General features: G+C 44.1%; 16 protein-coding genes. 5 read left to right on the top strand and 11 right to left on the bottom strand.

Annotation, left to right across the window (positions count from 1 at the left end):
• Positions 1-14: 14 nt before the first annotated feature.
• On the bottom strand, positions 15-1,622 hold the full coding sequence (locus tag ACSQ8P_RS13980) for an FAD-dependent oxidoreductase (protein ID WP_436235756.1): 1,608 nt from the start codon (positions 1,620-1,622) through the stop codon (positions 15-17).
• A 221-nt stretch (positions 1,623-1,843) separates the two neighbouring features.
• Here ACSQ8P_RS13980 and ACSQ8P_RS13975 point away from each other — a divergent pair, with 221 nt between their 5' ends.
• The 4 genes from ACSQ8P_RS13975 to ACSQ8P_RS13960 all read left to right on the top strand — a co-directional run bounded on the left by ACSQ8P_RS13975 (position 1,844) and on the right by ACSQ8P_RS13960 (position 4,619).
• The gene (locus ACSQ8P_RS13975; RefSeq protein WP_436235755.1) at positions 1,844-2,074 is read left to right on the top strand and encodes a MerR family transcriptional regulator; all 231 of its coding nucleotides are present in this window, start codon (positions 1,844-1,846) and stop codon (positions 2,072-2,074) included.
• Between the two features lie 32 nt (positions 2,075-2,106).
• Positions 2,107-2,865 carry a twin-arginine translocase subunit TatC gene (tatC, locus tag ACSQ8P_RS13970; RefSeq protein ID WP_436235754.1) on the top strand — a complete coding sequence of 253 codons (759 nt, stop codon included), beginning with the start codon at positions 2,107-2,109 and terminating at the stop codon, positions 2,863-2,865.
• Between the two features lie 82 nt (positions 2,866-2,947).
• A complete protein-coding gene (locus ACSQ8P_RS13965) occupies positions 2,948-3,835 on the top strand; it encodes a LysR family transcriptional regulator (RefSeq protein WP_436235753.1) in 888 nt (295 codons plus the stop codon).
• 502 nt (positions 3,836-4,337) lie between these two features.
• Entirely contained in the window at positions 4,338-4,619 is a 282-nt protein-coding gene (locus ACSQ8P_RS13960; RefSeq protein WP_436235752.1) for a hypothetical protein, read from the top strand.
• Positions 4,620-4,697: 78 nt separating this feature from the next.
• Here ACSQ8P_RS13960 and ACSQ8P_RS13955 read toward each other — a convergent pair whose 3' ends face one another.
• The 4 genes from ACSQ8P_RS13955 to ACSQ8P_RS13940 form a co-directional block, all read right to left on the bottom strand.
• Complete coding sequence (locus ACSQ8P_RS13955) at positions 4,698-5,618, bottom strand: EamA family transporter (protein WP_436235751.1); 921 nt, start codon at positions 5,616-5,618, stop codon at positions 4,698-4,700.
• Entirely contained in the window at positions 5,615-6,784 is a 1,170-nt protein-coding gene (locus ACSQ8P_RS13950; protein ID WP_436235750.1) for an iron-containing alcohol dehydrogenase, read from the bottom strand. The genes ACSQ8P_RS13955 and ACSQ8P_RS13950 overlap by 4 nt, the downstream gene beginning before the upstream one ends.
• 146 nt (positions 6,785-6,930) lie before the next feature.
• Entirely contained in the window at positions 6,931-12,120 is a 5,190-nt protein-coding gene (locus tag ACSQ8P_RS13945; RefSeq protein ID WP_436235749.1) for an AAA family ATPase, read from the bottom strand.
• 27 nt (positions 12,121-12,147) lie between these two features.
• The gene (locus tag ACSQ8P_RS13940) at positions 12,148-13,803 is read right to left on the bottom strand and encodes a hydroxysqualene dehydroxylase (RefSeq protein ID WP_436235748.1); all 1,656 of its coding nucleotides are present in this window, start codon (positions 13,801-13,803) and stop codon (positions 12,148-12,150) included.
• 291 nt (positions 13,804-14,094) lie between these two features.
• Here ACSQ8P_RS13940 and ACSQ8P_RS13935 point away from each other — a divergent pair, with 291 nt between their 5' ends.
• The gene (locus ACSQ8P_RS13935; RefSeq protein ID WP_436235747.1) at positions 14,095-15,282 is read left to right on the top strand and encodes a PASTA domain-containing protein; all 1,188 of its coding nucleotides are present in this window, start codon (positions 14,095-14,097) and stop codon (positions 15,280-15,282) included.
• Between the two features lie 742 nt (positions 15,283-16,024).
• Here ACSQ8P_RS13935 and cysI read toward each other — a convergent pair.
• The 6 genes from cysI to ACSQ8P_RS13905 all read right to left on the bottom strand — a co-directional run bounded on the left by cysI (position 16,025) and on the right by ACSQ8P_RS13905 (position 24,731).
• Positions 16,025-17,746 carry an assimilatory sulfite reductase (NADPH) hemoprotein subunit gene (gene cysI / locus ACSQ8P_RS13930; RefSeq protein WP_436235746.1) on the bottom strand — a complete coding sequence of 574 codons (1,722 nt, stop codon included), beginning with the start codon at positions 17,744-17,746 and terminating at the stop codon, positions 16,025-16,027.
• Positions 17,747-17,784: 38 nt separating this feature from the next.
• Positions 17,785-19,611: an assimilatory sulfite reductase (NADPH) flavoprotein subunit gene (locus ACSQ8P_RS13925; protein WP_436235745.1), complete on the bottom strand. Its 1,827-nt coding sequence runs from the start codon at positions 19,609-19,611 to the stop codon at positions 17,785-17,787.
• Between the two features lie 208 nt (positions 19,612-19,819).
• The gene (locus ACSQ8P_RS13920) at positions 19,820-20,662 is read right to left on the bottom strand and encodes a carbohydrate ABC transporter permease (RefSeq protein ID WP_082595236.1); all 843 of its coding nucleotides are present in this window, start codon (positions 20,660-20,662) and stop codon (positions 19,820-19,822) included.
• Positions 20,663-20,716: 54 nt separating this feature from the next.
• Positions 20,717-21,595 carry a carbohydrate ABC transporter permease gene (locus ACSQ8P_RS13915; RefSeq protein ID WP_436235744.1) on the bottom strand — a complete coding sequence of 293 codons (879 nt, stop codon included), beginning with the start codon at positions 21,593-21,595 and terminating at the stop codon, positions 20,717-20,719.
• Between the two features lie 82 nt (positions 21,596-21,677).
• Complete coding sequence (locus ACSQ8P_RS13910; RefSeq protein ID WP_436235743.1) at positions 21,678-23,015, bottom strand: ABC transporter substrate-binding protein; 1,338 nt, start codon at positions 23,013-23,015, stop codon at positions 21,678-21,680.
• Positions 23,016-23,141: 126 nt separating this feature from the next.
• Positions 23,142-24,731: a response regulator gene (locus tag ACSQ8P_RS13905; RefSeq protein WP_436235742.1), complete on the bottom strand. Its 1,590-nt coding sequence runs from the start codon at positions 24,729-24,731 to the stop codon at positions 23,142-23,144.
• Positions 24,732-24,734 lie beyond the last annotated feature (3 nt).

Here is a 24,734-nt window from a genome sequence, read left to right as displayed (position 1 = left end):
TCACTCCTTCTCCTCTACTCTTTCATGACACGCTCATGTATCTCGGTAACGACTTTCCGCGCAGACTCAATAGCCCCGGCTTGCCAAGCAGTGATATAACTGATGTGCTCCCCTGCCAAATAAATACGTCCATCTGGTTTGCATAGGGTTGGATAGTAGTTCTTACGATCGTCTGCTGTGTAAGAAGCCCAGCCGCCGAGATTATATTTAATCTTCTTCCAATCCACGGAGAAAGAGGTTTCAAACTCCTTGTGGTATTGCGGATGAATCTTCGCACCTTGGCTTAAAGCATAATCCTCTCGGGCAGCAAGTGACATATTACCAAGCTTATCTGCATTTCCTCCGAATGAATAATAGCCTAATAGAATTCCTTTTTTGGAAAAATAGTCATTCGGCGGGTAATAGATATTGGCAATATCCATATTCGTCAATGAGCTTCCGCCATAAATCATCTCATCTTCTTCCCAGAAGCGGCGCTTGAATTGAAGACCAATTTTTCCTGCAGACGCATAGCTAATTTTAGCGATAGCCGTGGACATTTCGGGAGAAAAGTCTGCTTTAATGTTCTTGAGGACAGGAAGCGGTATGGTACAAATGCAGAAATCGCCAGCAATCTCTTTATTTGCTCCGTTATTCAAGTCCTTATACAAAATACGAACGCCATCGGAAGACTGTTTAATCTCGTGCACTTCCGAATTGAATTGAATTTTATCGCCAACGCGTTTCTCGAACGCCTTAGCAATCATATCCATCCCACCTACAGGGTGGAACATCATCATTTGCTGATCATAGCCATACTCACTACTGAGAAATTGACCAAAACCAGAATTAATAATCGCTTTTAAACTAAATGGATCCTTGCGAACACCTGCGTCAAATTTACCGCCCGGCTCTTCCACATAGCCAGCTCTACTTGAGCCTTTATAGAACAGATCCGCATTCAAATCTCCTTCACTTTTTAAATACGCAACGAGTTTCGTTTTTTCTTCTGTCGTCAAAGGTAGGTCTAACGCACTCTGATTTACAGCCTTAGCCAGCATTTCTGCGACATAACCACGTACATCGGCTTTGGCCTGCCGCTTAGGAATTTTTACACCTGACAATTCGCCTACATTTTCATTATAGTAGTATCCGCTCTCGTTCACATTGTTAAAGGGTTCTATGGCAACACCGAATTTACGGGCATAATCAAGCGTCACATGAAATTGTGGGATCCGCATCGGCCCTGCGTTGAAATACATGCCATTATCGAAGCGAGCCACCTGCTTCGTGCCACCGATCTCTGTAACCGTCGTCCCTCTGCGAACCGTCCACGCTCGTCCGCCTGAACGTGCTCTCGCTTCCAGAATGGTACATTGATAACCTGCCATTCCCAGTTCATATGCCGCTGTCATCCCAGCAATCCCACCACCTAGGATGATGACTTTCTTTCCATTGCGATTGGTCGATGTAAGATCCCTTCCCGATGGCGGTGTATAGTCTGCGGCTTTCATCGTTTCCGGGGAGAGTAGGCCTAAAGTACCCATCACACTGAATATTGCGGCTGACCCTCCTAATTTGCCGACTGTTGTTAAAAATTGTCTACGTGTAATTTGATCTTCTTGGATCGGTGTCTTCTCCATGCTTCCATCTCCTCGTGTTTAAGTTTGGCTATCCGCTACTTAAACTTAACAGCGAGGGCATGGATAAGTCACCAATTTGTGTTAGAAAACATCACATAAATTCTAGTTATACTAAGATAACCAACGCTTATTTGATCGTTTTTCCAGATAATGATAGAGTTTCATTAATAAATGTCACTTATAAGTTAGTTAACCTTACATTAAACTGGAGGGATAGGCTGATGATGACAAAGAAAAAGGTAATTCAAATTGGTGTAGTGAGTGAACTAACAGGGTTAACAGAAAGGCAAATTCGATATTATGAGGATCGCAAGCTTATTTTTCCAGATAGGAGCAAGGGAGGCGTTCGTAAATACTCATTCGAGGATATTCAAACGATTATGGATATACATTCAAAGCTAACTGACGGCTTTCATACTGTAGAATTAAGACGAATGCTTGCCGGTTCCTAGCACTTTCATATCAATTAGACTGGAGGACTCCCATGCAAATTAAAGAAATGATGTCACTGGTCGAGCATTTAACAGAATTGCGTACACGCATTATTCGTGTCCTTTTTGCCGTAATCCTTACTTTAATCTTTGGTTTCATTTTCGCCCAGCAGATCTTAACTTACCTCAAACACAGCTCTACAGCATCCGGTATTTCGTGGCACGTATTCTCACCAATGGATGGCATTCGTATTTATATGTTAATTGCATTCGCAGTTTCTCTCACATTGACTCTTCCGTTCATCCTTTACCAAGTATGGGCTTTCGTCAAAAAAGGACTTACGAAGGAAGAACAAATCGCCACACTGCGATACATCCCCTATACGTTCTTATGCTTCTTAATTGGTTTAGCTTTTGGTTACTTTGTTGTGTTCCCGATGTGCATACGGTTTACAGTGGGAATAACCGAAAACCTTGGTTTAACGCAAACCTATGGTGTTGCTCAATACTTTAGTTTTATGCTCAATATTATTATTCCGTTGTCTCTAGCCTTCGAACTACCAATTGTCGTTATGTTCCTTACGAAGTTGAAGCTGCTGAACCCTAAATTACTACACAAAGTCCGCAGATACGCCTATCTGATTCTTATTATTACAGCGAGCTTGATCTCTCCACCTGATTTAATCTCGCATCTGATGGTAGCCATCCCTTTATTTGCTCTGTATGAGATCAGCATTTTACTGTCTCGTTTCGTTTATAACGGGCAGCTTCAAGAAGTGGAACAACAGCACCTCGAATATAGCATCTCTTAAAATAGTGCTTCTCTCTTATTGTTCAACTTTCTCAATTCGGATATAGTTACTTCATACTTCTGCCCTCAGAAAAAGGTGAACTATGCGAATTGAACAGCTTAACTATATCATCGAAGTTAGTCAAACCGGCTCTATTTCTTTAGCAGCTGAAAAGCTTCACGTATCCCAGCCTAACATCTCTCAAGCGATTGTCAGCTTAGAGGAAGAGCTTGGCGTGAAGCTTTTCAATCGTTCACGCATTGGAGCCGTACCTACAGAAGATGGAAAATTAATTATTAGCAAGGCTATAGAAATCATGAATAAAGTGGAAGAACTTAGAGAAACGGCAGGTTTTCAATTCAATCAACTGTCAGGCTCACTTTCCATCGCCTCCGTACCGAGCCTTTGTTTAAGTATTCTGCCTCCAACATTGGCTATCTTCAAAGATAAGCACGCTGATGTAGAACTTGTCATGTTGGAGATGAATTATCCACAGATTGTTCAAGAGGTCCTCGGTGGACAAGTCGATTTGGGACTCATCGCTGTCTCAAGAAATTTTCAAAGTCCCCATACGCAGCTGATCTCGGAACATTTGATGGACTGCCGAATCATGGCCTATGTGGGTAAAAAATCCCCTTTATCGCAGCGAACTAGTATCTCTATTGAAGAACTCCTTCTTGAACCTCTTTTGATTTCCTCTGATTACCTGATCAACATATTCAAAAAGCACGGAGATCCAAAAATCTTATTTAAGCTCGGAAATTCAGAAGCAGCTAAACGGATTATTGCTGAAGGAATCGCGATTGGCTTCTATACGGTAACGGGTATGCGTAATGATCCTTATTTGGAAACGGGAAACATCGTTGCACTCGAAGTCACTGGCGTGGATTTCGGGGTTTCTTTCCAAACCTTACGCCTTAAGACCCGCCATCTGTCACTGCCTTGTAAAGAATTTACTAAGGAACTCAAAACCATTATTGCCGCAATGTGACATCCGTGATCTCACATATCAACCATTCTAACCTTGATTCCTACTATATCTGCGAAAAACCATAAATCCCCTTATTAGAGCTCGAAATAATGTGCCACATTTGTCGAAATTAGACTAACATTATTTAGGGCTTTTCCCTCATTGTCCCTTCCATTTCTTTCAGCTATAGTTACCTCATATCAAAAATCTAGGCATATTCAATACACCCATCTCATATCATGTATAGTTGCTTATTTCTGAAAACCAAATGTAATTTTGCAGAAAACTAAGTTGAACCTTGAAGGGATGTTGATTTCGTATTCTTACTCTAGAGAAAATCCAATTCATCGAGACACAATGTATCAATCCGCAAGATGCTATTATTATTCGCCTGCTTATCGAGGGTGTCGCCCCTCACGAAATTGTTTATTTAAAAAGTAATTCCTTAGATGAAAAAAAACAAATACTTACCGTCTCTGATGCCGTAGGGGGCAAAAGGTACATCCCAGTTTCCAAGCTTTGCGTGGAACGGTTTCAAGCCGCTCTGAAACAAACCAAATATATAACGACCTCGTGCAATCCGCTTCAACCTAAGAAAATTACGGACTTAAGAAATAGTCCTTTTCTTATCAAAATGAGTATGACCGACTATGTCGCAAATCGAGCGATGATTACCGAATTGGATTCTGTTATTCTACGAACGATTTACATGCGACTACGCCGTTTAGCTGAGTATTTCTCCCTTCCTGAGCTTACTCATTTAACAACAGTTAAGCTTGAAATGAAACAACTCGCGATGGTATAGCGTAATCACATTAAAGGCCAATTGGCCTTTTTTTGCGCAAAAAAAATGGATCTCCTTTTTCCCGGAGATCCATCTGTTTCAATCGGTTTGAAGACGATGAACACGTTGTCTTCGTTTCAATAACTCTGGCAGCGTAATGCCTAGCATCGTAATAATTACACCTAGCCATTGCAGTCCACTTACAGATTCGTGGAGAACGATGTAGGACATAATAACAGCCGTCGGCAGCTCCGCTGCGCTCATGATCGTAGCCATACCGCCGCCAATACGTGGAACCCCAATCGCAAAGAACAATGGTGGGATCACGACACCGAACAAGGCTAGCAGCAATGCCCATGGCAATAGTGATTCATGCAACGATCCATTCCACAAGAAATGAGGTGGAAAGATCAGCATGACGATGATAAAGGAGCCTGTTTGCATCACAGCACCTCGTGTGATTGGCGCAATTTGCTTAGCAACCTTACCACTCATGGCAATAAACAACGCGTATGTCAATGCGGATAGCAATCCTAAGCCCACTCCAAGCCAAGAGGGTGCTTCTACCATGCCTTTTAGATAACCACTTGCCATAATAATGCCTACAAATAAGAAAATAAGTGCGATGAGTTTATCTTTGCTAGGACGTTTACGATCCATAATAGCTTCCAGGACAATACCAATCCATGTAAATTGAAATAATAAAAGAATGGCAAATGATGCTGATACATATTGCAAAGCTGCATAATAAAATATCCCGGTTAAGCCTGAACTTGTCCCTACTAACATAAGCAGTAGAGCATTTCGAGGTGAAACACGAAACGTTTGGGCTTCCGCTGATCCTTGTTTAGCTGATTTGGCAGTTACGAACGCCATGATCCACATCATGATTAGTCCAAAAAAGATTTGTGAGCCAACCACCTCACCCACATGAAAACCAGACTCGTAGGCCTTCTTTACGAATGTTGATAACAACCCGAAACTGCAGGCGCCAGCTAATACATATACGTAGTATTTCATGCTAACGACCTCAATAAAATATCTCTGACCGTGTCTCTTGTCATCACTTTGTATTGGCCAATAGCTGGCTTCATAAATGATTTATGCACCAATTCCTCGATACGCTGATCATCAATACCATAATAACCAAGCTGACTCGGCGCTCCGAGGGAATCCCAGAATTGACGTAAGGCCCCAATACCTTCCATGGCCACTTCGTGATCCGTTTTTCCCGAGTTATCGATTCCGAAAACGGACATAGCCAACTTCTTCATCCGCGAAGGATCATCTTCCGCACAATGCGTCATCCAGTTTGGGAATACAATGGCGAGTCCCCCTCCGTGAGGGATGTCGTAAACGGCGGATAATCCATGCTCAATTTGATGAGATGCCCAATCGCCACCATCTGTCCCGCAAGACAACAATCCATTGAAAGCAGTAGTTCCTGCATACATGATCGTCGCACGATGCTCGACATCTTGCAGATTAGACAGTAGCTTCGGTGCTGCTTCCATTACGGTCAGCAAGACAGCTTCCATGAAACGATCCATCATCGGGGCATGTTCGGTTCGATGGAAATATTGCTCTAGTACGTGGGACATCATATCCACAATCCCATATACCGTCTGATCCAATGGAACGGATGTGGTATAGGCAGGGTCCAAAATAGAAAAAGCCGGATATGCCAATGGACTACTCCAGCCGCGCTTCTCATTTCGATCCCAATTGGTAATGACAGAGATGTTATTCATCTCCGAGCCTGTCGCGGCTAGTGTTAATACTGTCCCGAGCGGCAGAGCCTTCTGCGGTTCAGCTTTCCTTGTAATGATGTCCCAAACATCTCCCTCGTAATAAACACCAATAGAAATGGCTTTGGCGCAATCAATGACACTTCCGCCACCAACAGCAAGGATGAGATCTATCTGATTCGCACGGCATAGCTCAATACCTTTTTTCACTGTTGTCAGTCTCGGGTTAGGCTCAACGCCAGACATTTCGACAACAATCCCTTGCCTATCTAAAAGCTGCTTCATCACAGCATCGTATACACCATTTTTCCGGATACTACCTCCACCATAAACAAGCAGCACGCGTTTCCCGGTATTTCCTAGCTCTTGTTGCAATTGCTTGATCTGACCTTCGCCAAACCATAATCGAGTCGGATTAAACTGAATAAATGATTGCATATGTGTGTAAACTCCTTCGATGACTAATATCTACAGAAGTATATCACAAGTCGATTTCAATAGCATTGGTAACACCTTTGGTATAGACACATCCTTTCCATGAGAAAAACCGCACACCTTTTAATAAGATGTACGGTTTGGAGCACTTATATGCGATGTAAAGGAAGTGAGAATGAAATGCTGCAGCCCTGACCTAAGCGGCTTTCCGCCCAAATTTGCCCTCCGTGATACTGCACTATTTCCTTGGCTATTGCGAGTCCTAACCCGCTTCCGCCTGAGTTGCTTCTCGATTTGGATACCTTATAGAACCGTTCGAAAATATGCGGTAGATCTTCCTCGCTAATCCCCACGCCCGTATCCGTTACCTGAATAACAAATTCAGAAGGCTCTTCCCTTATCTGGGCATGAACATGAATAGAACAGCCTCTGGTTGAAAATTTAATTGCATTATAAATAATATTAGCATATACCTGCTCAATCCGATCCACATCCACGGTCAGCATGTCCTGCCCATCCATCTGCGCCATATTCAGTGTGTAGGTAATCCCAGCATTTTGTGTATCTAGTTCGTATTTAGCAAAAAGCTGACGAATCATCGTCACACACGACGTTGACGCAAGCCTGAAATGGAACTGCTTCGTTTCAAGTCGACTCAGCTGATACAAATCCGTAATTAATCGTTGAATTCCCACGATGCGCATATGTACCACGCTCAAGTATTTTTTCTGCTCCTCAGGTTCCTGGATGACATCATCCAGAATTGCTTCTACATAACCTTGGATCGATGTAAGTGGAGTCCCTAGATCGTGTGAGATATTCGATAAGAGATCACGCCGCGAAGTCTCCATCAAGATTAACTCATTCGTACGTTCTTTTACCTTGGACTCCAGATCATTGTATAATCTAGCATTTTCAATAGAAATCGCAGCTTGAGCTGATAATAACTTGATCACATCTAGCCGATCTGATGTAAATGCATTGCGAATTAAATTATTTTCCAAATAAAAGACGCCGACTAGATTCCCTTGATGTAGAATCGGTTCACAGAAGATTGATTTACTCTCCGCCTGTCGTATGTATGGATCGTACGAGAAAAGCGTTGATTTCTTCGCATCATCTAACACGATTCCCTCTTTCATACGCGCAACATACTGGATCACGGATTGGGGAACATTATCACGTGATTCGAGTAAAACAGAGCTAACCATACAGGAATCCTTCCCCGCACTCGCAAGCATCTCTGCTTCAACGTACAAACTATCCTTATCTTTCAGAACAAGAATACTTCTCTCTGCACCCGAAGAATACGTAACAATCTCCATCAATCGTTTAATTAGCTGCTCTAGATTCACTTCACTCGAGAGGGAACGCGATGTATTCATAATCGTTTTGAAATCAATAGCTTGCAGGGAATAGTCACTGATTTTGGTTGTTGCCCAATCTGGAGACTCGCCTCGACCTGTAAAATAAGCCGGATATCTAAGTCTTAGATCATCTGCTTTCGCTTTCGCCCCCCAGTTGACATAACCAAAGTAAGCATCAACGAAATATGTTTTAGCGAATTTTTCGCGGCCACTTTGCTTGTAATACTTCCCTGCAATTTCGCAAGCTATTGCTTCATGTTGAATAAATCCTTGCTCGCGCGCTTGTCGTATTGCAGATTCATATCCTTGTTCGGCTAATTGCCCAAAACCCCTCACACGATTCCATTCTGCATGCATGAGCAAGGTGAGATGAGCATAGTTCTCAGGACAATGAGCTGTCCACTTGTCCATTTTTCTAAGCATTTTCTTAACTCGCCTAGCAAGCCATTTCTGTTCATCACTTGTGACCTCAGGAAATACCGCTGCAATAGAGAGGACATAATAGAAGTAATTTTCAGGTATATGAAATAAACCAAAAGATGCAGCTTGATATAACTCTGTCGACTTCCCTGTCTTCACCGCATCTTCAAAGTAACCGAACAAGAAGTACAGCATCATTTTTTTCACCGAATATACATGGATAATTACCTGATTCGGGTGAAATTTAAGTTTACTAACGAATTGTTCTTCCTCTTCCTGATGATTGCCGAAAAGAATCGGATTCACTGACATTCCTTCCAAATTTAAGGTCAGCATTCGCAGCATCTCGAGCATGAGCAACGTATCATGATGATTCGTCTGTTCCAAAATACGATAGTTTTTAGCCAAATCTTCTTTAACTTCTGCGAGTACGGCTCCTTGAAAATCCTTCATAAGCATTTGATAGGTTAGCGCATACCCTGCAAAAACGAGGTCGCCGTCTTCAATGCCGCACCGAAACGACTCTTTCAAATGTTCCAGGCAGAGTCGTAACGATTTCACCCAAGGGGTAATAAACAATCCCAAAGAGAAATAACTTTTACTGCGATATTGGTGAGACTGAAACCTTGCGTTCATACGCTCGCCAAGTTGACCATATTGATAGCCCCGCTGGTAATCCCCAAAGCCCGATCCAAGAATCAATCCGTACGCGCCATAAACATACGCCATGGAAGGCGTATTCCCATACTTCAAAGCAAGCTGTGTCATAATTAACATAAAAGGGACGAATAAATTAGTATTTACGAAATAGGCAGACACCGCGACACTCATCATCAGATCAATTAATTTCATCCGAAACTTGTCTTCCATAATCGGTAAATCATATAGCTGGAGCGTACTTCTTCGCCCTATCAACCTTCTCACATTCAAGTAAGTCATGACGATGTACATGTTGGATGGTGCTTCAGATAATCGAATGCCATGCTCCGCTAAAGCTTTTAACCCAACCTTGATACTCTGGTGATGCTTGCCAATATTCGTGTGCAGGACCACTTGCAGGTTATATACTTCTAGCTTCTGCTCATTTGATAATGGCCCTTGCAGCAATTGCTCGTATAGAGTTTCTGCTTCCTCTGCTTGACCACTCAGATAGAGGCCTTCCGACTTCTCCAAGCGAATCGCAAAACTTAATTCCTCCTGCTCAAAGCCCTCAATCTGATCCATTACTTCTAATGCTTTATTAAAATATTGGATAGCTGAACGGTACGCATTAGAGGATTTTGCTTTGCGTCCCGCATTATAATTAAATTCGAGTAATTGAATTAATTCATGATGCATGCTGAGCAGAGCTGAACCTAAATTTAAATGATTAACAATTTCAAGCAGACGCTTCTCAATCTCGTCATTCGCTAGTTCTTTAAGCAGCATTCGAGCAATGCTTAGATGCATCCCAGGCAGCTTCGCTTCCTCAACGGAGCCATATACAGCTTCCTGGATGGAATCATGAACAAACATAAAACGGATATCTCTCGCAGCCGCTTTTCCCTGGGCGTCGTTATAGAATTTGTAATCCGTACCTACGGGGATAATCAAACCATTCTGTATCGTCACTTCCAGCTCTTGCAAAGCGTCAACGAAGGATTTTCCCATAATAATACCCAATGCTTCCAAGTCAAAAGAAACACCTAAACAGGCAGCTAAGCGCAATACATTCTGCGTATTAGGCGGCATTCGGTCTAATTTCTCAGCAAGAAGAAACATCAGATTGTCTGTAATTCGCAGTTTTTGAATCTCGTTCATATCCCAGATCCAACGATTCTCCTTATAATTAAAGGAAAGCAAATCTTGCTCATGCAAAGCCGTCAGAAACTGTTTGACGAAAAACGGATTGCCTCCGGTCTTCTGCAAAATAAGCATAGCCAGCTCTGTGACTTGCTCCTCATCCGAAATCAATGACTCGGCTACCAAGGTTCGAACATCCTCTAGCTTCAACGCTCTTAGCACGATTCGATCCATAACAAGGTGCTGCGGCAGCTTATCGAGTAATTGAACATGCATAGAAGACAACCAATTCGTATCATACTCACCGCGATAGGAACCAATAAATAAGAAATATTTCATTTGTGTATTGTTCAATAGCAGATCCAAAAATTGTAAGGAAGCCGTATCTGCCCACTGTAGATCATCTAAGAATAGAACGATCGGACGATCCTTCCCCGAGAAAATCAACAAAAATTGCTGCAGCAAATAATGTAGGCGGTTCTGCGTTTCTTTTTGTGGAAGCTGCTTCGCGTTGGGCTGTTCGCCAATCAGTAAAGCTAACTCAGGCACAAGATCGATAATTACTTTGCCGCTTGTTCCTAATACACTGAGCAACCGATAACGGTACTCTTCGATTTGGCGATTTTCACCTGTTAGCAGCTGCCTCACTAGCTCTCGCATCGCTTGTGATAGAGCGTGATAGGAAACGTGCTGCTTATTCGGCTCGAATCGCCCTGAGAGGAACCATCCACGGTCTTTCATAATCGTTTTCATCGTTTCTGCAATTAGGAACGTCTTACCAAATCCAGACTCCCCTGTAACCCATACCGCTTCCAGGGAGCCATGAATAGCTTGCTCATACACATGCAGCAGCTTATCGATCTCTTTATCTCGCCCATATAAGCCTTGTGGAATCTGAAATCGATCTGTCATATCATACATTCCTACAGTAAATCCTTGAATATCCTCTCCTGCGTTGATTCGCATCAAGCAGTACTCGAGATCCTGCAGGATGCCATACGTGCTTTGATAGCGATCCTCGGCATTTTTGGAAAGAAGCTTCATGACCATATCTGAAATCGGCTTAGGAATACCGCTCAATAATTCCTCAGGCGGCGAAGGGGTCACGGCTAAATGACCGTGAATTAATTCCACTGGATCTTCTGTTTGAAACGGCAATCTCCCCGTCAGCATTTCATAGAACGTAACACCTAATGAATAATAATCCGTCCGATAATCGATGATCCGATTCATGCGCCCTGTTTGCTCTGGGGACATATATTGAAGCGTTCCCTCTAGCATTAAAGGATCCAGCATTTCTTGCCGTTCTCTTGTAAAAGAAGAGATGCTGAAATCGCCCAGTTTCATAATTTGCTTTTCCCAATTCACAAAGATATTGCTAGGATTAATATCTTTATGTATGACATACCTTTTATGGACCTCTCCAACAATCTTGACGATTTGAATGGCAGCTGTTAAGAAGTCCTGAATGGACTTTCTGAACATTGGGAATAAATTTGCTAATGCTTCGCCATCAAAGTCTTCTAAAATCAAAGCAAAATTATTCTGGAATTTTGGAAGGGATAATGGTTTAAGCACGCAGGGAATATCCAGCATCTTCCCAATCTCATACTCGCGCTTAAGTCTGGCAATATCTGAAGATATCGGAAAATCAGAACGAAGTGTCTTAATCATTACTTTCTCCATAGACTGCTTTTGAACCGCACGATATAGGACAGTCCGTTCATCCTGGTGGATGGGTCTGATGTACTCAAAATCCGGAAAAATCAACCTAAAACCCCCTCACAAAATTGCCTGTCAGAACTTAGAATTTAGAACTTTGCCATTCCAAGGAAGTCCTTTTTCGAAGCGCTTCTTGTCATTCTGTCGAAAAACCTTTAACACATCGATATTACCCATCTCGAATTTATACATGTCCCATATTTCACATGCTAACTCTGTTGATTCATCTTGCCTCAGTAAGGCATTGACCGCTCGTCTTGCTGCTTCATTAGCCCCTTCCATCGTCGCAAGATTCGTGTTCGTACGCACATAATCTGACGCTAAGAAGAGATTTGGAATGCCCGTGTAAGCTTCAGGCCGATCTTCCCACGTACCGACACGATTAATGAACAGAAGGGCTTCATTCGTGCAAGCTTGTGCCACTTCATCATATTGAATGTCACTATCCAAAAACCAGGAATGAAGATTCTCGTCCCTCAAAATAACGGCGCCATCTACATTCAGACTTTGCTTCATCTGAGCCCACACTTCTTCCTTAATTTCTTCCGGTGTACAATGCGTTGCCGGCTTACCGTATAGAATACCAGGGGCATCCCAATCAGAAATATCAATGGAGAGCACCCCTTTGACACTGCCATCACCATATTCACTTAAATTGACATCTGGCCAAAATTGTTTCTGGGAAACGGAAGTCAATGACCATGGTGCATCCAAGTAAATCACATGACCATGCGTTACCGGGACGTCCTCTTTCAAATAATATTGAATACCGTTCATCCATGCGACCGAATCCACGAGTCTCTGAATACCCTGAAGTGATGGATCCGCCTCGAGCATAGCCTCAGTAATTAACGGCCCCATCACCTCAACAGGGAACGCAGCGATATAGTAATCCGCTTGAATGTGGATCGTCTCTCCGTTCTCAGTAATCTCCGCACTGCGAATAACCCCATCAACGCAATGGATACGCTCCACTTTGGCATTTAAATGATAGTCGACGCCTCGCTCCTGAAGAAATGTCAACCATGGGTAGATCCATTTGTCATTCGTTGGCCCATTCAAGAGACGCACAAAACTCTTTCCTGGCGTAGATAGATTAAGCGTCATCTGAGCAGCTACAGGCCCTACAGTTTGCGTACTTGCAACTTTGGATTGACAGGCAACCAGCGTTTTGGTGAACCCAGCAAATATATTCTGGAATGCAGGAGATTGCTTCTCCGCCTCTATGAAATCCCACCAATCGATCGTTTCATATTCCTTACGAATACGCTCTTCACAGCTTGTCATGACTTGCCATAACTTCCGACCATATTGCTCTAAATCTTCTGTCGTAAGCCCCAGCTTATGACTCATCAAATCCTTCGCCAGTACAAAATTATCCTTGTTGACTACGATTTTAGCAGGGAGAGGCTGCAGTGGCGCTGTATTGGTAGCGATATCTAATCGCGTTACTTCCATTAAATTATCATAGACAGTTTTATTTTCGTAAGGTATACGTTTCAACGTATCAATGACATGCCGATAAAAGCGCGGGAATAAACGAAAGCCGTGTTCTCCCGGCAGATCCCTTCTTCCACCTTTTCCGCTACCTACAAAAGGCATACTTCTTGCTTTCCCGCCTGGAATACTCTTAAACTCGTAAACAGACACTTCATATCCTCGTCCGATCAGCTCATGAGCAGCACTCAACCCAGCAACACCGCCACCCAAAATTGCGACCTTTTTCAACATGCTTCCTCCTCATTTTGGCTTAATTTGTCAAAATTTATGATTTCTCTATCATATCATTTAGGTCCTCTTACGCATAGAATAATCCTACTAAAATATAAGAGAGTAAGTTTGCAGTTGCAGTAATTGGCTCAATTTTCTCAAGAATATTCCAATATGAAGGAAAAAGATGTACAGTTAAGTTAATTAACAATTAGATTTCAATAACGACTGCTCCTAAATTCCTATCCGCCTTCGAATCCTTTATAATAGAAAAGTAAACCAATCATACACGCCAGAGAGGATGGTTATTCCATGCCCGATCGAATAGGTACACGATACGTGCCAACTACACAAATCGTCTCTTTCCCTCATGGAACTCTCCATTATGGTGATGATGTATTTCTGACTCGCAAAGTCTTACTGTATCGTAAAGCGCTTCGTCACAATCAACTCGGTGTTGATTATATAAGCTCACTTCAGGATAAAGCCGCGTTTATTCACGATGGATTTCATCACATGTTGGATACTTCTATCGCCGAGGATGCCGTCACCATTATTTTGCAAGCGAAAAGCGGTTCACTGTTTGCTCATTCTATGTTTAAACGCAAATGGACCTATGCTGCCGTTGTTGCGATCATTAGCGACTTAGGAGTTTCCTTGCTGGATGCCATGGAAGACAAGATTACGGGTTTTTCCGTACGTCCAGATAATTTATGGTTAACCGATCAGAATAAACTTTCCGTCATCAACTATTGGGAGACAGATGAGCCCCAAGAGCAAGGAGCCGTTGGCCTTTGCCGTTTAATGATTCAACTACTCACAGGGAGCGAAACGATTTCAGATGCATTCGAGGTTATGCACACGAGTCTGGAGCGCGCTTCGATTCCAAGCGCGACGACAGAGCAGAAATTAGCTTTAATTCGCCTCATCAAATTTATTTGTCATGGGCAGTCCTCGCTCTCTTCGCTCGTTTTCGGACTGCGGAGCTTACCTCCTTCTGTCCCTAGCAACAAAAGTATAAAACAAGCTGAGCCGATCCTTGAGAAATCCCCTGAAGTGCTGCCAACAGCACAATATGAGAGCCATACCCGTTCTAATCGCTCGGCTAAACTGATTGCGCTAGGCGCCGTTTCAGCTCTCGTGATTGGAATTATCTCCGTGTGGTATCTGTGGCCAGAGCCAAAAGTTGTGCAAACTGTCGTCATCATCTCTCCGACGCCTACAAGTACGCCAATTGCAACCAGTAGTCCAAGTGCCACACCAAACGCTAAGCTAACGAGCATGAATGAAGCCCCCGAGGAAACTGTCGTACCTAATCTAGTAGGCAAAACACAAGCGGATGCGGAACAATTGGCACTAGCTGCCGGACTCCACTACAACTTCGTCATTGAAACAAGCACACAGACGAAAGGTACAGTAACGAAACAGGAACCAAAAGCTGGAACGAAAGGCTTGGTCGGGGATAATGTAACGTTTTGGGTGAGCAAGGGGGCACAGTAAAGAGACAAGAGTGGCAAAGAGTCAACGCGAGCGCTGTACGGCGCCAGGAGAGGGATGAACGCGAGTAAAAGGCTCATGGTGAATAAGTGAAAGATCATTGAGCATACAGCCAGAATGACGCGCTAAGTGACTGCTTGGGTGAGCGAAGCGGCACAGTTATCACACACCAAGCACATAATGCACGCCATTCAGCTCACTCCTCTGCAACATCCAGTTGCCAGAACCATCTCGAGCACCATTTCGGGCTCCAGGCCCAGCTTTAACTGGAATACCTACAGCTAATTTTAGGTAAAATAGCTGAATTTTACATTTAGATGGATAAACTCCTGTTAAATTTCGGATTTCTGCTGATTTGGCAGGGAATGTCCGAAAATAGCTGGAGTTTTTCCAGTTATTTACCTTTTCTCAGTAGATTCAAAGGAAATAGATGGACATTTTCCATCTATTTCACATTTAAGAGCCAACAGAGGTATGATCACCTCTCGAAAGGGCTGTCAGCAGAACTCTCGGCATCTTCGCAGGTATCTACTTCCCCATTCAAAACACGCCTATTCACGCAAACTAAGAATCAACTAGTTACCTAAACACCAAGCTCTCCTCCACAAGTAGCTAATTTGGGTTGCGCTCGAGAAGTTTCGGAACGTCGAGCGGCAATTCGGTTCTCACTGAATTGCGGTATGCAGCCTCCCGCGGCAAACAAAAAAGCAGTTCTAGTCGCTAACGACTCGAACTGCTTTCCATTTTAAGCGTGGAAATCTTGACCCGAACGAACTTCCTTCACATAACCCGCGCGGATAACGAAGTCGCCGAAGTGTTCTTCAGCTTGACGCTCTTTGGCGTAATGAGGGATGATCGTTTGCAAGGAATCTAGAATTTCGGATTCACCGATGTTTTCTTTGTACAATTTATTCAAGCGGTTTCCTGCGAATCCGCCACCGAGGTACATGTTGTACTTGCCTGCAGCCTTACCGATAAACGCAAGTTCAGCTAGCATAGGTCGTGCGCAACCATTCGGGCAACCTGTCATCCGAATCGTAATTTCCTGTTCACGAAGGCCTACACCTTCAAGAATGGACTCAACTTTCGTAATTAAAGAAGGCAGGTAACGTTCCGATTCCGCCATCGCGAGTCCACAAGTTGGGAACGCGACACACGCCATTGAGTTTCTACGCAATGCAGAATAGTGAAGACCATCTGTAATGCCGTGATCTTTGATCAGGTCTTCAATTTTCTTCTTTTTCTGAGCGCTTACGTTGCCGATGATCAAGTTCTGATTCGACGTGAGTCGGAAATCTCCACTGTGGATCTTAGCAATTTCACGAAGACCCGTCATCAGACGATAGTCTCCATCATCCATCACGCGACCGTTCTGAATGAACATCGTGAAATGCCATTTGCCATTGCTACCCTTCACCCAACCATAACGATCACCGTTGGATTCAAAATGGAAGGAACGAGCTGGTTCAAGGTTCCAACCCAAGCGCGTTTGTAGTTCATTCACGAACCACTCAATACCGCGATCGTCGATTGTGTATTTGAAACGAGCATGCTTACGAACGGAACGATCACCGTAATCGCGTTGGATCATGACTGTTTTCTCAGCTAGATCAACAGCCTGCTCCGGTTTAATGAAGCCGATCACTTGACCCACTTGCGGATAAGTTTTGACATCACCGTGTGACATCCCCATACCGCCACCGACGGATACGTTAAAGCCCACCAAACGGCCTTCTTCAATTACCGCGATGTAACCAAGATCCTGTGAGTAAACGTCTACATCGTTGGATGGTGGAACTGCGATACCGATTTTGAATTTACGCGGCAAGTACACAGGTCCGTAAATTGGCTCTTGCTCTTCCGCGTCGCGGCTATCGACGATTTTCTCGCCGTCTAACCAAATCTCATGATACGCTCTCGTACGTGGGTCCAAGTGGTTCGAGATGCGATTCGCCCACTCATATACCTCGCCGTGAACTTCGGATTGGTATGGATTCGGGTTACACATCACGTTACGATTCACGTCGCCACATGCAGCAAGTGTACTAAGCATGGACGCATTAACTTCTTGAATCGTTTTCTTCATGTTCCATTTGATCACGCCATGCAACTGGAAAGATTGACGCGTCGTAAGACGAATGGTGCCATTCGCATACTTCTGAGCAACGCGATCCATCATCAACCATTGGTCAGAGGTTACGATACCGCCAGCAGCACGTACACGCAGCATGAACTGGTAGGCAGGCTCTAGCTTCTGCTTCGCACGTTCGTTACGTAAGTCACGGTCGTCCTGCATGTAGCTGCCATGGAATTTCATCAAACGGTTATCATCCTCGGGGATGGAACCTGTGATGCGATCCTCAAGCGTTTCTTCTAGACTTCCGCGCAGGTAGTTACTGCGAATTTTAATTTGTTCAACATCACTATGCGGCGCACTATTCTTCGATAGTAAATTATTTTCTGACATCTTGAGCTTTCTCCTCTCGCGATCGCGGGGATCCCGTATTAATAAACATCCCGTTGATAACGTTTTTGCTGTTGCATATTAGCCAAATATTGCACGGATTCTTCGTTATTTAATCCGCCCTCTTGCTCAAGAATCGTGAGCAGCGCAGCATTCACATCGTGTGCCATCTTCTTCTCATCACCGCAAATATAGACAACAGCGCCTTCTTGCAGCCATTGATAAAGCTCGCGACTTTTCTCTAACATGCGGTTCTGTACGTATACTTTTTGATCCGTATCACGGGAGAAAGCAACGTCTAATTTCGTTAGAACGCCATCTTTCAACCAACGCTGCCATTCAACTTGATACAAGAAGTCTGTAGCGAAGTGTTGATCCCCATAGAATAACCACGTTTTTCCATCTGCACCCGTCTCTTCTCTCTCAGCAAGGAAAGAACGGAATGGCGCTACGCCAGTGCCAGGTCCAATCATAATGATCGGCGTTTCTGGGTTCTCAGGCAGCTTGAAGTTCGGGTTGTTCTGAATGTATACCGGCAACGCTGCACCTGATTGTGCGCGCTCTGCCAAGTGAACGGAACACACACCATAACGATTACGTCCATTCGCTTCATAACGAACCGCACGCACTGTGATGTGTACTTCATCCGGTGAAGCCTTGGATGAACTTGCAATCGAATACAAGCGAGCAGGCAATTTGCGAAGCACAGCTACGAATTGACTAGCAGACACACCTTGTAAGGAGAAGTCTTGCACCAAATCCAATAGATCGCGACCAGCAATGTATGATTTCAACTCAGCTTCATTGCCAGCAGCAACAAGCGATTGGAGCTTATCGTTTGACGTCAGCTTTGCCACTTGCTCCAGTAAAGGTTTCGTCAATACCGTGATTTCATAATAACGAAGCAGCGCTTCTTGCAAAGGACGCTCTTCCCCATTTTTGTTTACAGCAACTGGCGTGCTAGCATTCCAGTCCATCGCTTGAATCAATTCATTGACAAGACGTGGATGATTCTCCGGGAATACACCTAAGCTATCGCCTGGTTCGTATTGCAAATTGGAACCCTCTAAGGAGATTTCCACATGGCGCGTTTCACGATCGGAGCCGCGGCCATTCAAGTTCAAGTTCTCAAGTACTTCCGCTTGGAACGGGTTCGTTCTGGAGTATTCCGACTCCGCGGAAGCTGCACTTCCAGCTACGGCTGCTGCGCCACCAACGGAGACACTAGCTGAAGAAGCGTTCAAAGCGTTAAGCACGCTTGTAACCCAAGCCGCAGCCGGCTCATCAAAGTCAACATCGCAATCAACACGTTCAGTTAAGGATTTACCACCAAGCTCCTGCAATCGCTTATCAAAATCTTTACCCGTTTGACAGAAGAATTCATAAGATGTATCACCCAGCGATAGAACTGCATAACGAAGCTCTTCTAATTGGGGAGCTCTTTTGCTATGAAGGAATTCGTAGAATGAGATCGCATTATCAGGCGGATCGCCTTCACCGTGTGTACTTACAATCATGAGTAGGTTTTGAACCTTCTTCAGATTGTTTGGTTTGAAGTCGCTCATCGAGGAGAGCGTGACTTGGAACGCTTGCTCTTCTAGCTTCTTGGCAAGCTTTTTAGCTAATCCATGAGAATTACCTGTTTGGGATCCGAAAAGCACAGTAACTTCTTTCGAAATGACAGGTTGACTAACTACAGCCGTTGGTACGGAAGTAGCAGGCACTGCCACTGAATTTGTCGAACCTTGTTGAGCTGTTAGATAGCCACTCAGCCAAATACGTTGCGTATCTGTTAACGTTGGCAGGACACGGTTGAGCAATTCGACTTGCTCTTGGTTAAACGGACTGTTTAAGACTTGAAGTTCCAACAAAATCCACCTCATCAGCATGTATTGATAAGCTTTGCTATTTTTCGCACTATTTTTACTCTCCATTGAAAACTAACATAGTGCGCACCTTAGGTCAATTAGAATCATCTTATGAGACTTATAAGGGGAATTGATATATGGTTAAATTGGTACTTTTCATGCAAAAAATGACCCCATTTCGGGGTCATTTCAACATTTTCTGACATATTTAACCTTTCACAGCTGACCCTACGGTCATCGCTTTCTCAACTTGCTCACTGAAGAGGACATATACTAAGACCGTTGGCAAGCTTGCAATTGTCATCGCCGCCCCCATCGCGCCCCAGTTCGTTGTAAACTGGCCTTGGAAGAACAGTAATCCGAGCGGTAAAGTTTTCAGCGATTCTTTGGTAATTAAAATGAGTGCCATCGTGAATTCATTCCAAGAGGATAGGAATACGAAAATGACCATTGTCGCCATTGCCGGCTTGATAATTGGTAAAATGATGGTATAAAACGTCCGATATATGCTCGCCCCATCCATACAAGCGGATTCTTCAAGCTCGACCGGTATGGAACGAAAAAAGCCGTAAAACACCATGCTGGAGAACGAAATATTAAATGCAATATAAGGAACGATGAGTGCACCATACGTGTTGGCTAAGTGGAAATCACGAACAAGAATAGCCAATGGGATCATGATCACTTGGACGGGAATGAACATCCCAATGACCACATAGATTCTTGCCACCTCTTTGAAGCGCCATTGCATGCGAGCAACCGCATAGGAAAACGTTACGGAGAGGACAATCGTCCCTACAACGGTGCAGGCTGCCACGAGCAGGCTGTTGCTAAAGTACTGCGGTACATTAAATTTGGACCAAGCATCCACATAATTTTCGAAGCGAAAATGAGTTGGAATCCCGAAAGGATTCGTTACGAAAATTTCATTATTATTTTTCAGCGAATAGAAGATCATCCACAATAACGGATACACCGACAATCCCGCATACACCCATAAAAGGATGCCAAGGAGCGGATTTTTTTTACGTAATTTGAGTAGGCCGTTCATCTTTAACATCCTCCTTAAAGTTTTCGTAAGAAAACTGGCTTCGTAAGCATTAACTTAAAAGGTAATACGTTCACGTGCGATAAGTTTATTAATCGCTAAAGTTACGATCAAACATTCAATAACAAGGAACGCTGCTGCCGCACTGCCATAACCGAATTCGCCAACACGGAAAGCAGAACGGTACATCAGGTACGTCAACGTGTAAGTGGAGTTACCTGGCCCGCCGCCTGTCATGATAAACATGTTAGCAAAAGCATTCAACCCGCCTGTAATCGCGAGGACTAGGCAAAATTTGTACGTCTCTGCGAGCATCGGAATCGTAATCTTCATATGTGCTTTGAATTTGGAAGCGCCGTCGATACGTGCAGCCTCTAAGTACTGTTCAGGTACAGACTTCACAGCCGCAAGAAGCAACGCAAACTGGTAGCCCATATACTGCCAAGCATTTACGAAGGCAATCGCGAAAATCGCTGTTTTGCTGTTCGTCAACCAGTCTTGACGATAGGAGATGCCTAGCGCTTCAAACACCTTGTTGATCAACCCATACTCACTGTTATACATCGCCAACCAGAGCTGACAGACGACTGTAATCGAGAGCACGACCGGAATGAAGTAGGAAATGCGCAGAAGCTTACTCCCTTTGAAGCCCTCGGCTACGGCAAAAGCGAGCACCGACCCGATCCCAATTTGCACAATGGCTAGGATGCCTGCAAACACGAGTCCGTTATAGAGGGACGTATAGAAAATACTGTCTTCAAACAATCGCGTGTAATTATCTAGGAAAATAAACGTGCCTTCGCTCAAACCATCCCACTCGTAGGTACTGCGGTAAAAGGTTTGTAAAATCGGATAAAACACGATCACTGTATACAAAAGGAGAGCCGGCAGCGTGAACAGCATGATCGCCGCTTTATTTCCCATGAATTTGCGCATGTCATCACTTCCTTTATAGAGTAGAAGACTCACCATAGGACGAGACGTTCCACGGTGAGTCTTCCATGTCATAGAATCACATTTATTTCGCTGTTACGGCTGCTTTATTCAAATCTTTCACGAATTGATCGGACGTATAGTTACCTGTCATTAGGTTTTGTGTAGCATCTTCAAGTGCTGCTTTGAACTTCGGATTGGACAAGCCCCATGAGAACGCAGTTGTGCTTGTGATTTTCGGAATATCCTTGGAAAGCTGATCCATCATAGGAGGGAACTGCTTCACAATCGGCTTATCAACTTTAGTAGCTACAATCGGGTTACTGCGGTTCGTGAACTTGTACTCGGCATATTTCAAGGAGATGAACGATGCAACTTTCGCTGCCAGCTCTTTATCCTTCGTGTTTGCGGAGACGGCATATCCACCTGGACCACCGCTGCCACTGAATGCTGTTTTACCTTTTTCATAAGCGGCTGCATCAGCTGCTGGCAAGTACATGTAACCGGCTTTGTCGCCAAGTGCTTTCGTAGCTGCTTCAATTTCCCATTGACCGTTAATGAACATGGCTGCTTTTCCTTCATGGTAAAGTGCCGCGGCTTGATCATAGTTCAAGTTCGTTGCGCCTTTTGGCAGCATGCCTGCTTTCACAAGTTCAATGATTTTATCAGCAGCTGTTTTGTACGCCGCGTCTTCTGCTTTGGCCGTACCTTTATCCAACTTGTTGATACCGCCTGGCTCAGCACGTGTTACGAACATGTCATACAGCGCTACGCAAGGCCATTTCTCTTTGGCGAAAATGGAGAGCGGTGTAATACCCTTCGAATTAAAGGTTTTAACAGCCGTCATCATTTCATCGTAGGTTGTTGGCACTTTCACGCCGTTTTGTTGGAACAGATCTTTGTTGTAGTACAGGAGAGCTACTTCATTTCCTGCATATGGGAATGCGTATGTGTGACCATCATCCGTCACCAATGTGTTCATGGCGCTTGGCTGCATTTTGTCCTTGAAGCCAAACTTCGTTACATACTCATCCAACATCAGGATGTTATTGGACTTTTTGAACGTGTCAATAATGTCTAGACCTGCTTGGAAAATATCTGGCAAATTACCAGTCGCTGCATACGTCTTCAACTTCTGACCATCATCTTGTGCTTGGATATCTAGCTCTAGCTCGACATTCGGCATTTCCTTTTTCAATTCAGCTACCGCATAGTCATAAGGTGTTTTCGTATCTTCATCTGCATATTGCGCATAAATTCGTAGTTTTACTGGTTTCGCATCCGCCTTAGCCGGTGCTGTCGTTGCTGCAGCTGTTGCTGCTGGTGCTGCGCTGGTTGTTTCTTTCGGTTTTTCTGTGGAACCGCAAGCTGCTAGGCTAGTCGCCGCGAGTAAGCTTACGAGAGTAACTGCCATCTTTTTCATGTGTAGACCTCCCAATAATTCTTGTGCGTTTCTCCTCTTTACATCCTCAGTATAGAGGCAAAAACCCACAGTGATAATGGAATAACTGAGGGCTTCTTGTAAAATCCGCACATTCGTGTGCAGTCGTTATAAGCGATTATTTTCATACTCACTGGGCGAATAGCCGAAGAATTTTTTGAAGCTTTTGCTAAAATAACTAGGGTCATTGACCCCAATCTGCTCCGCAATATCTGCCAACCGAATGTTGCCCTTGCCTAGTAATTCCTTCGCTTTGTGCATACGCACATGCGTCACATAATCCGTTACGGTCATCCCGATTTCCTTCTTAAATATTGCCCGCAAATAGCTAGGGTTAATGAACACCTGCTGGGCAATCTGATCCAATTGGAGCTCAGAATCCATATATTGCCCCTCGATGTATTCTTTGGCCGATTGAGCAATCTTCGAGGATCTCGTCTTCTTGTGCTTGTTCGTATATTGAATCGCCTTAGCGAAAAGCTCCTTGATCCATGTCGATGTGCTTTCTATCGAACCCAAGCGCTTGATTTCACTATAGGGATAAAAGGTTTCGCCGAAGCAATCCTCAATGGGATGCCCCATCTCCGTGACGTAGGACAGGCAAACAGAGATTAGTCCCATGGAAATCACATAGGTATACTCCAATGACAACCTTTGCTCCCGAATGGATTGGAAAACTTCTTCCAGTTTATCATCTACCTTATCCGCATTATGCATGCGTAAGAGCACGAGGAGCTCCTCGTTGACTTCCGTTGGGTAGAGTGCCTGCTTGCCAGAATCGAGCACACTGGAACCATATGAGATGACGCGATCGTTTCCTAATACGAACTTGTTCTGTAAAGCCTCTAACGCTTCTAGGTACGAGGTTCGAATACCGCCGTAGCCAGACTGACTCCGACCGACACCAATGGTGATCGTGAATTTCAAATACTTTTTGATCAGAAAAATGAGCTTCTCATACCCTTCCAAGGCAGGAACCTCGAGTTCTCTGTTCCCTTGGTGCTCCACAAGACAAATAATCCTTCCTTCTGGTCCGTTGAAAATAAGATGATGCCCGGTTTCCTCCAACGCTTCGTTCAAAATGTTCGTAACGGCATATTTCCACAGTAAACGCTCGCTCACTTGGTTCCATTTGACATCCATATGGTCAATCTCAATACACGCAACGACGAACAATGAGGAGGCGAAAGATTCCCCGAGTTGCTGGAGCTTCTGGGTCGTTTCCTCTGGGGACTGATGATATTCACTGCTAAGCAAATGGTTCAAGTAGCTTTCTTTCATCAATTGCTGATTTTCCTTGAGAGTGGATCTTTCTTCCCTCGCTTTTTCATGTTCTTTCTGCAGCTTCAGCAGCGTTAAAATGAGTTCATCCTTGGAAAAAGGCTTGAGGATATAGTCTTCCACGCCGAGCTTTAGCGCCTTGCGCGCATAATCAAATTCATTATGTCCTGTGATGAGCACCACACTCGTAGCCGGGTAGTGCTCCTTTAACTGCTCAGTAAGGGTTAATCCATCCATGAAAGGCATTGTGATATCTACAAGCGCTATATCAGGTTGATGCATTTGAACTTGCTCGAGGGCTTCGATCCCGTTCTTCGCTTCGGCGCAAAGTTCAAAGCCATAGGCCTCCCAGTCTAATGCTGAACGCAAATATTCACGGAAAATCGATTCATCATCGACGATTAATATTTTCTGCATACG

The sequence above is a fragment of the Paenibacillus sp. LjRoot153 genome (assembly GCF_964253085.1).
Classification (GTDB): Bacteria; Bacillota; Bacilli; order Paenibacillales; family NBRC-103111; genus Paenibacillus_E.
This window is presented reverse-complemented; position numbering and strand designations above follow the sequence as displayed.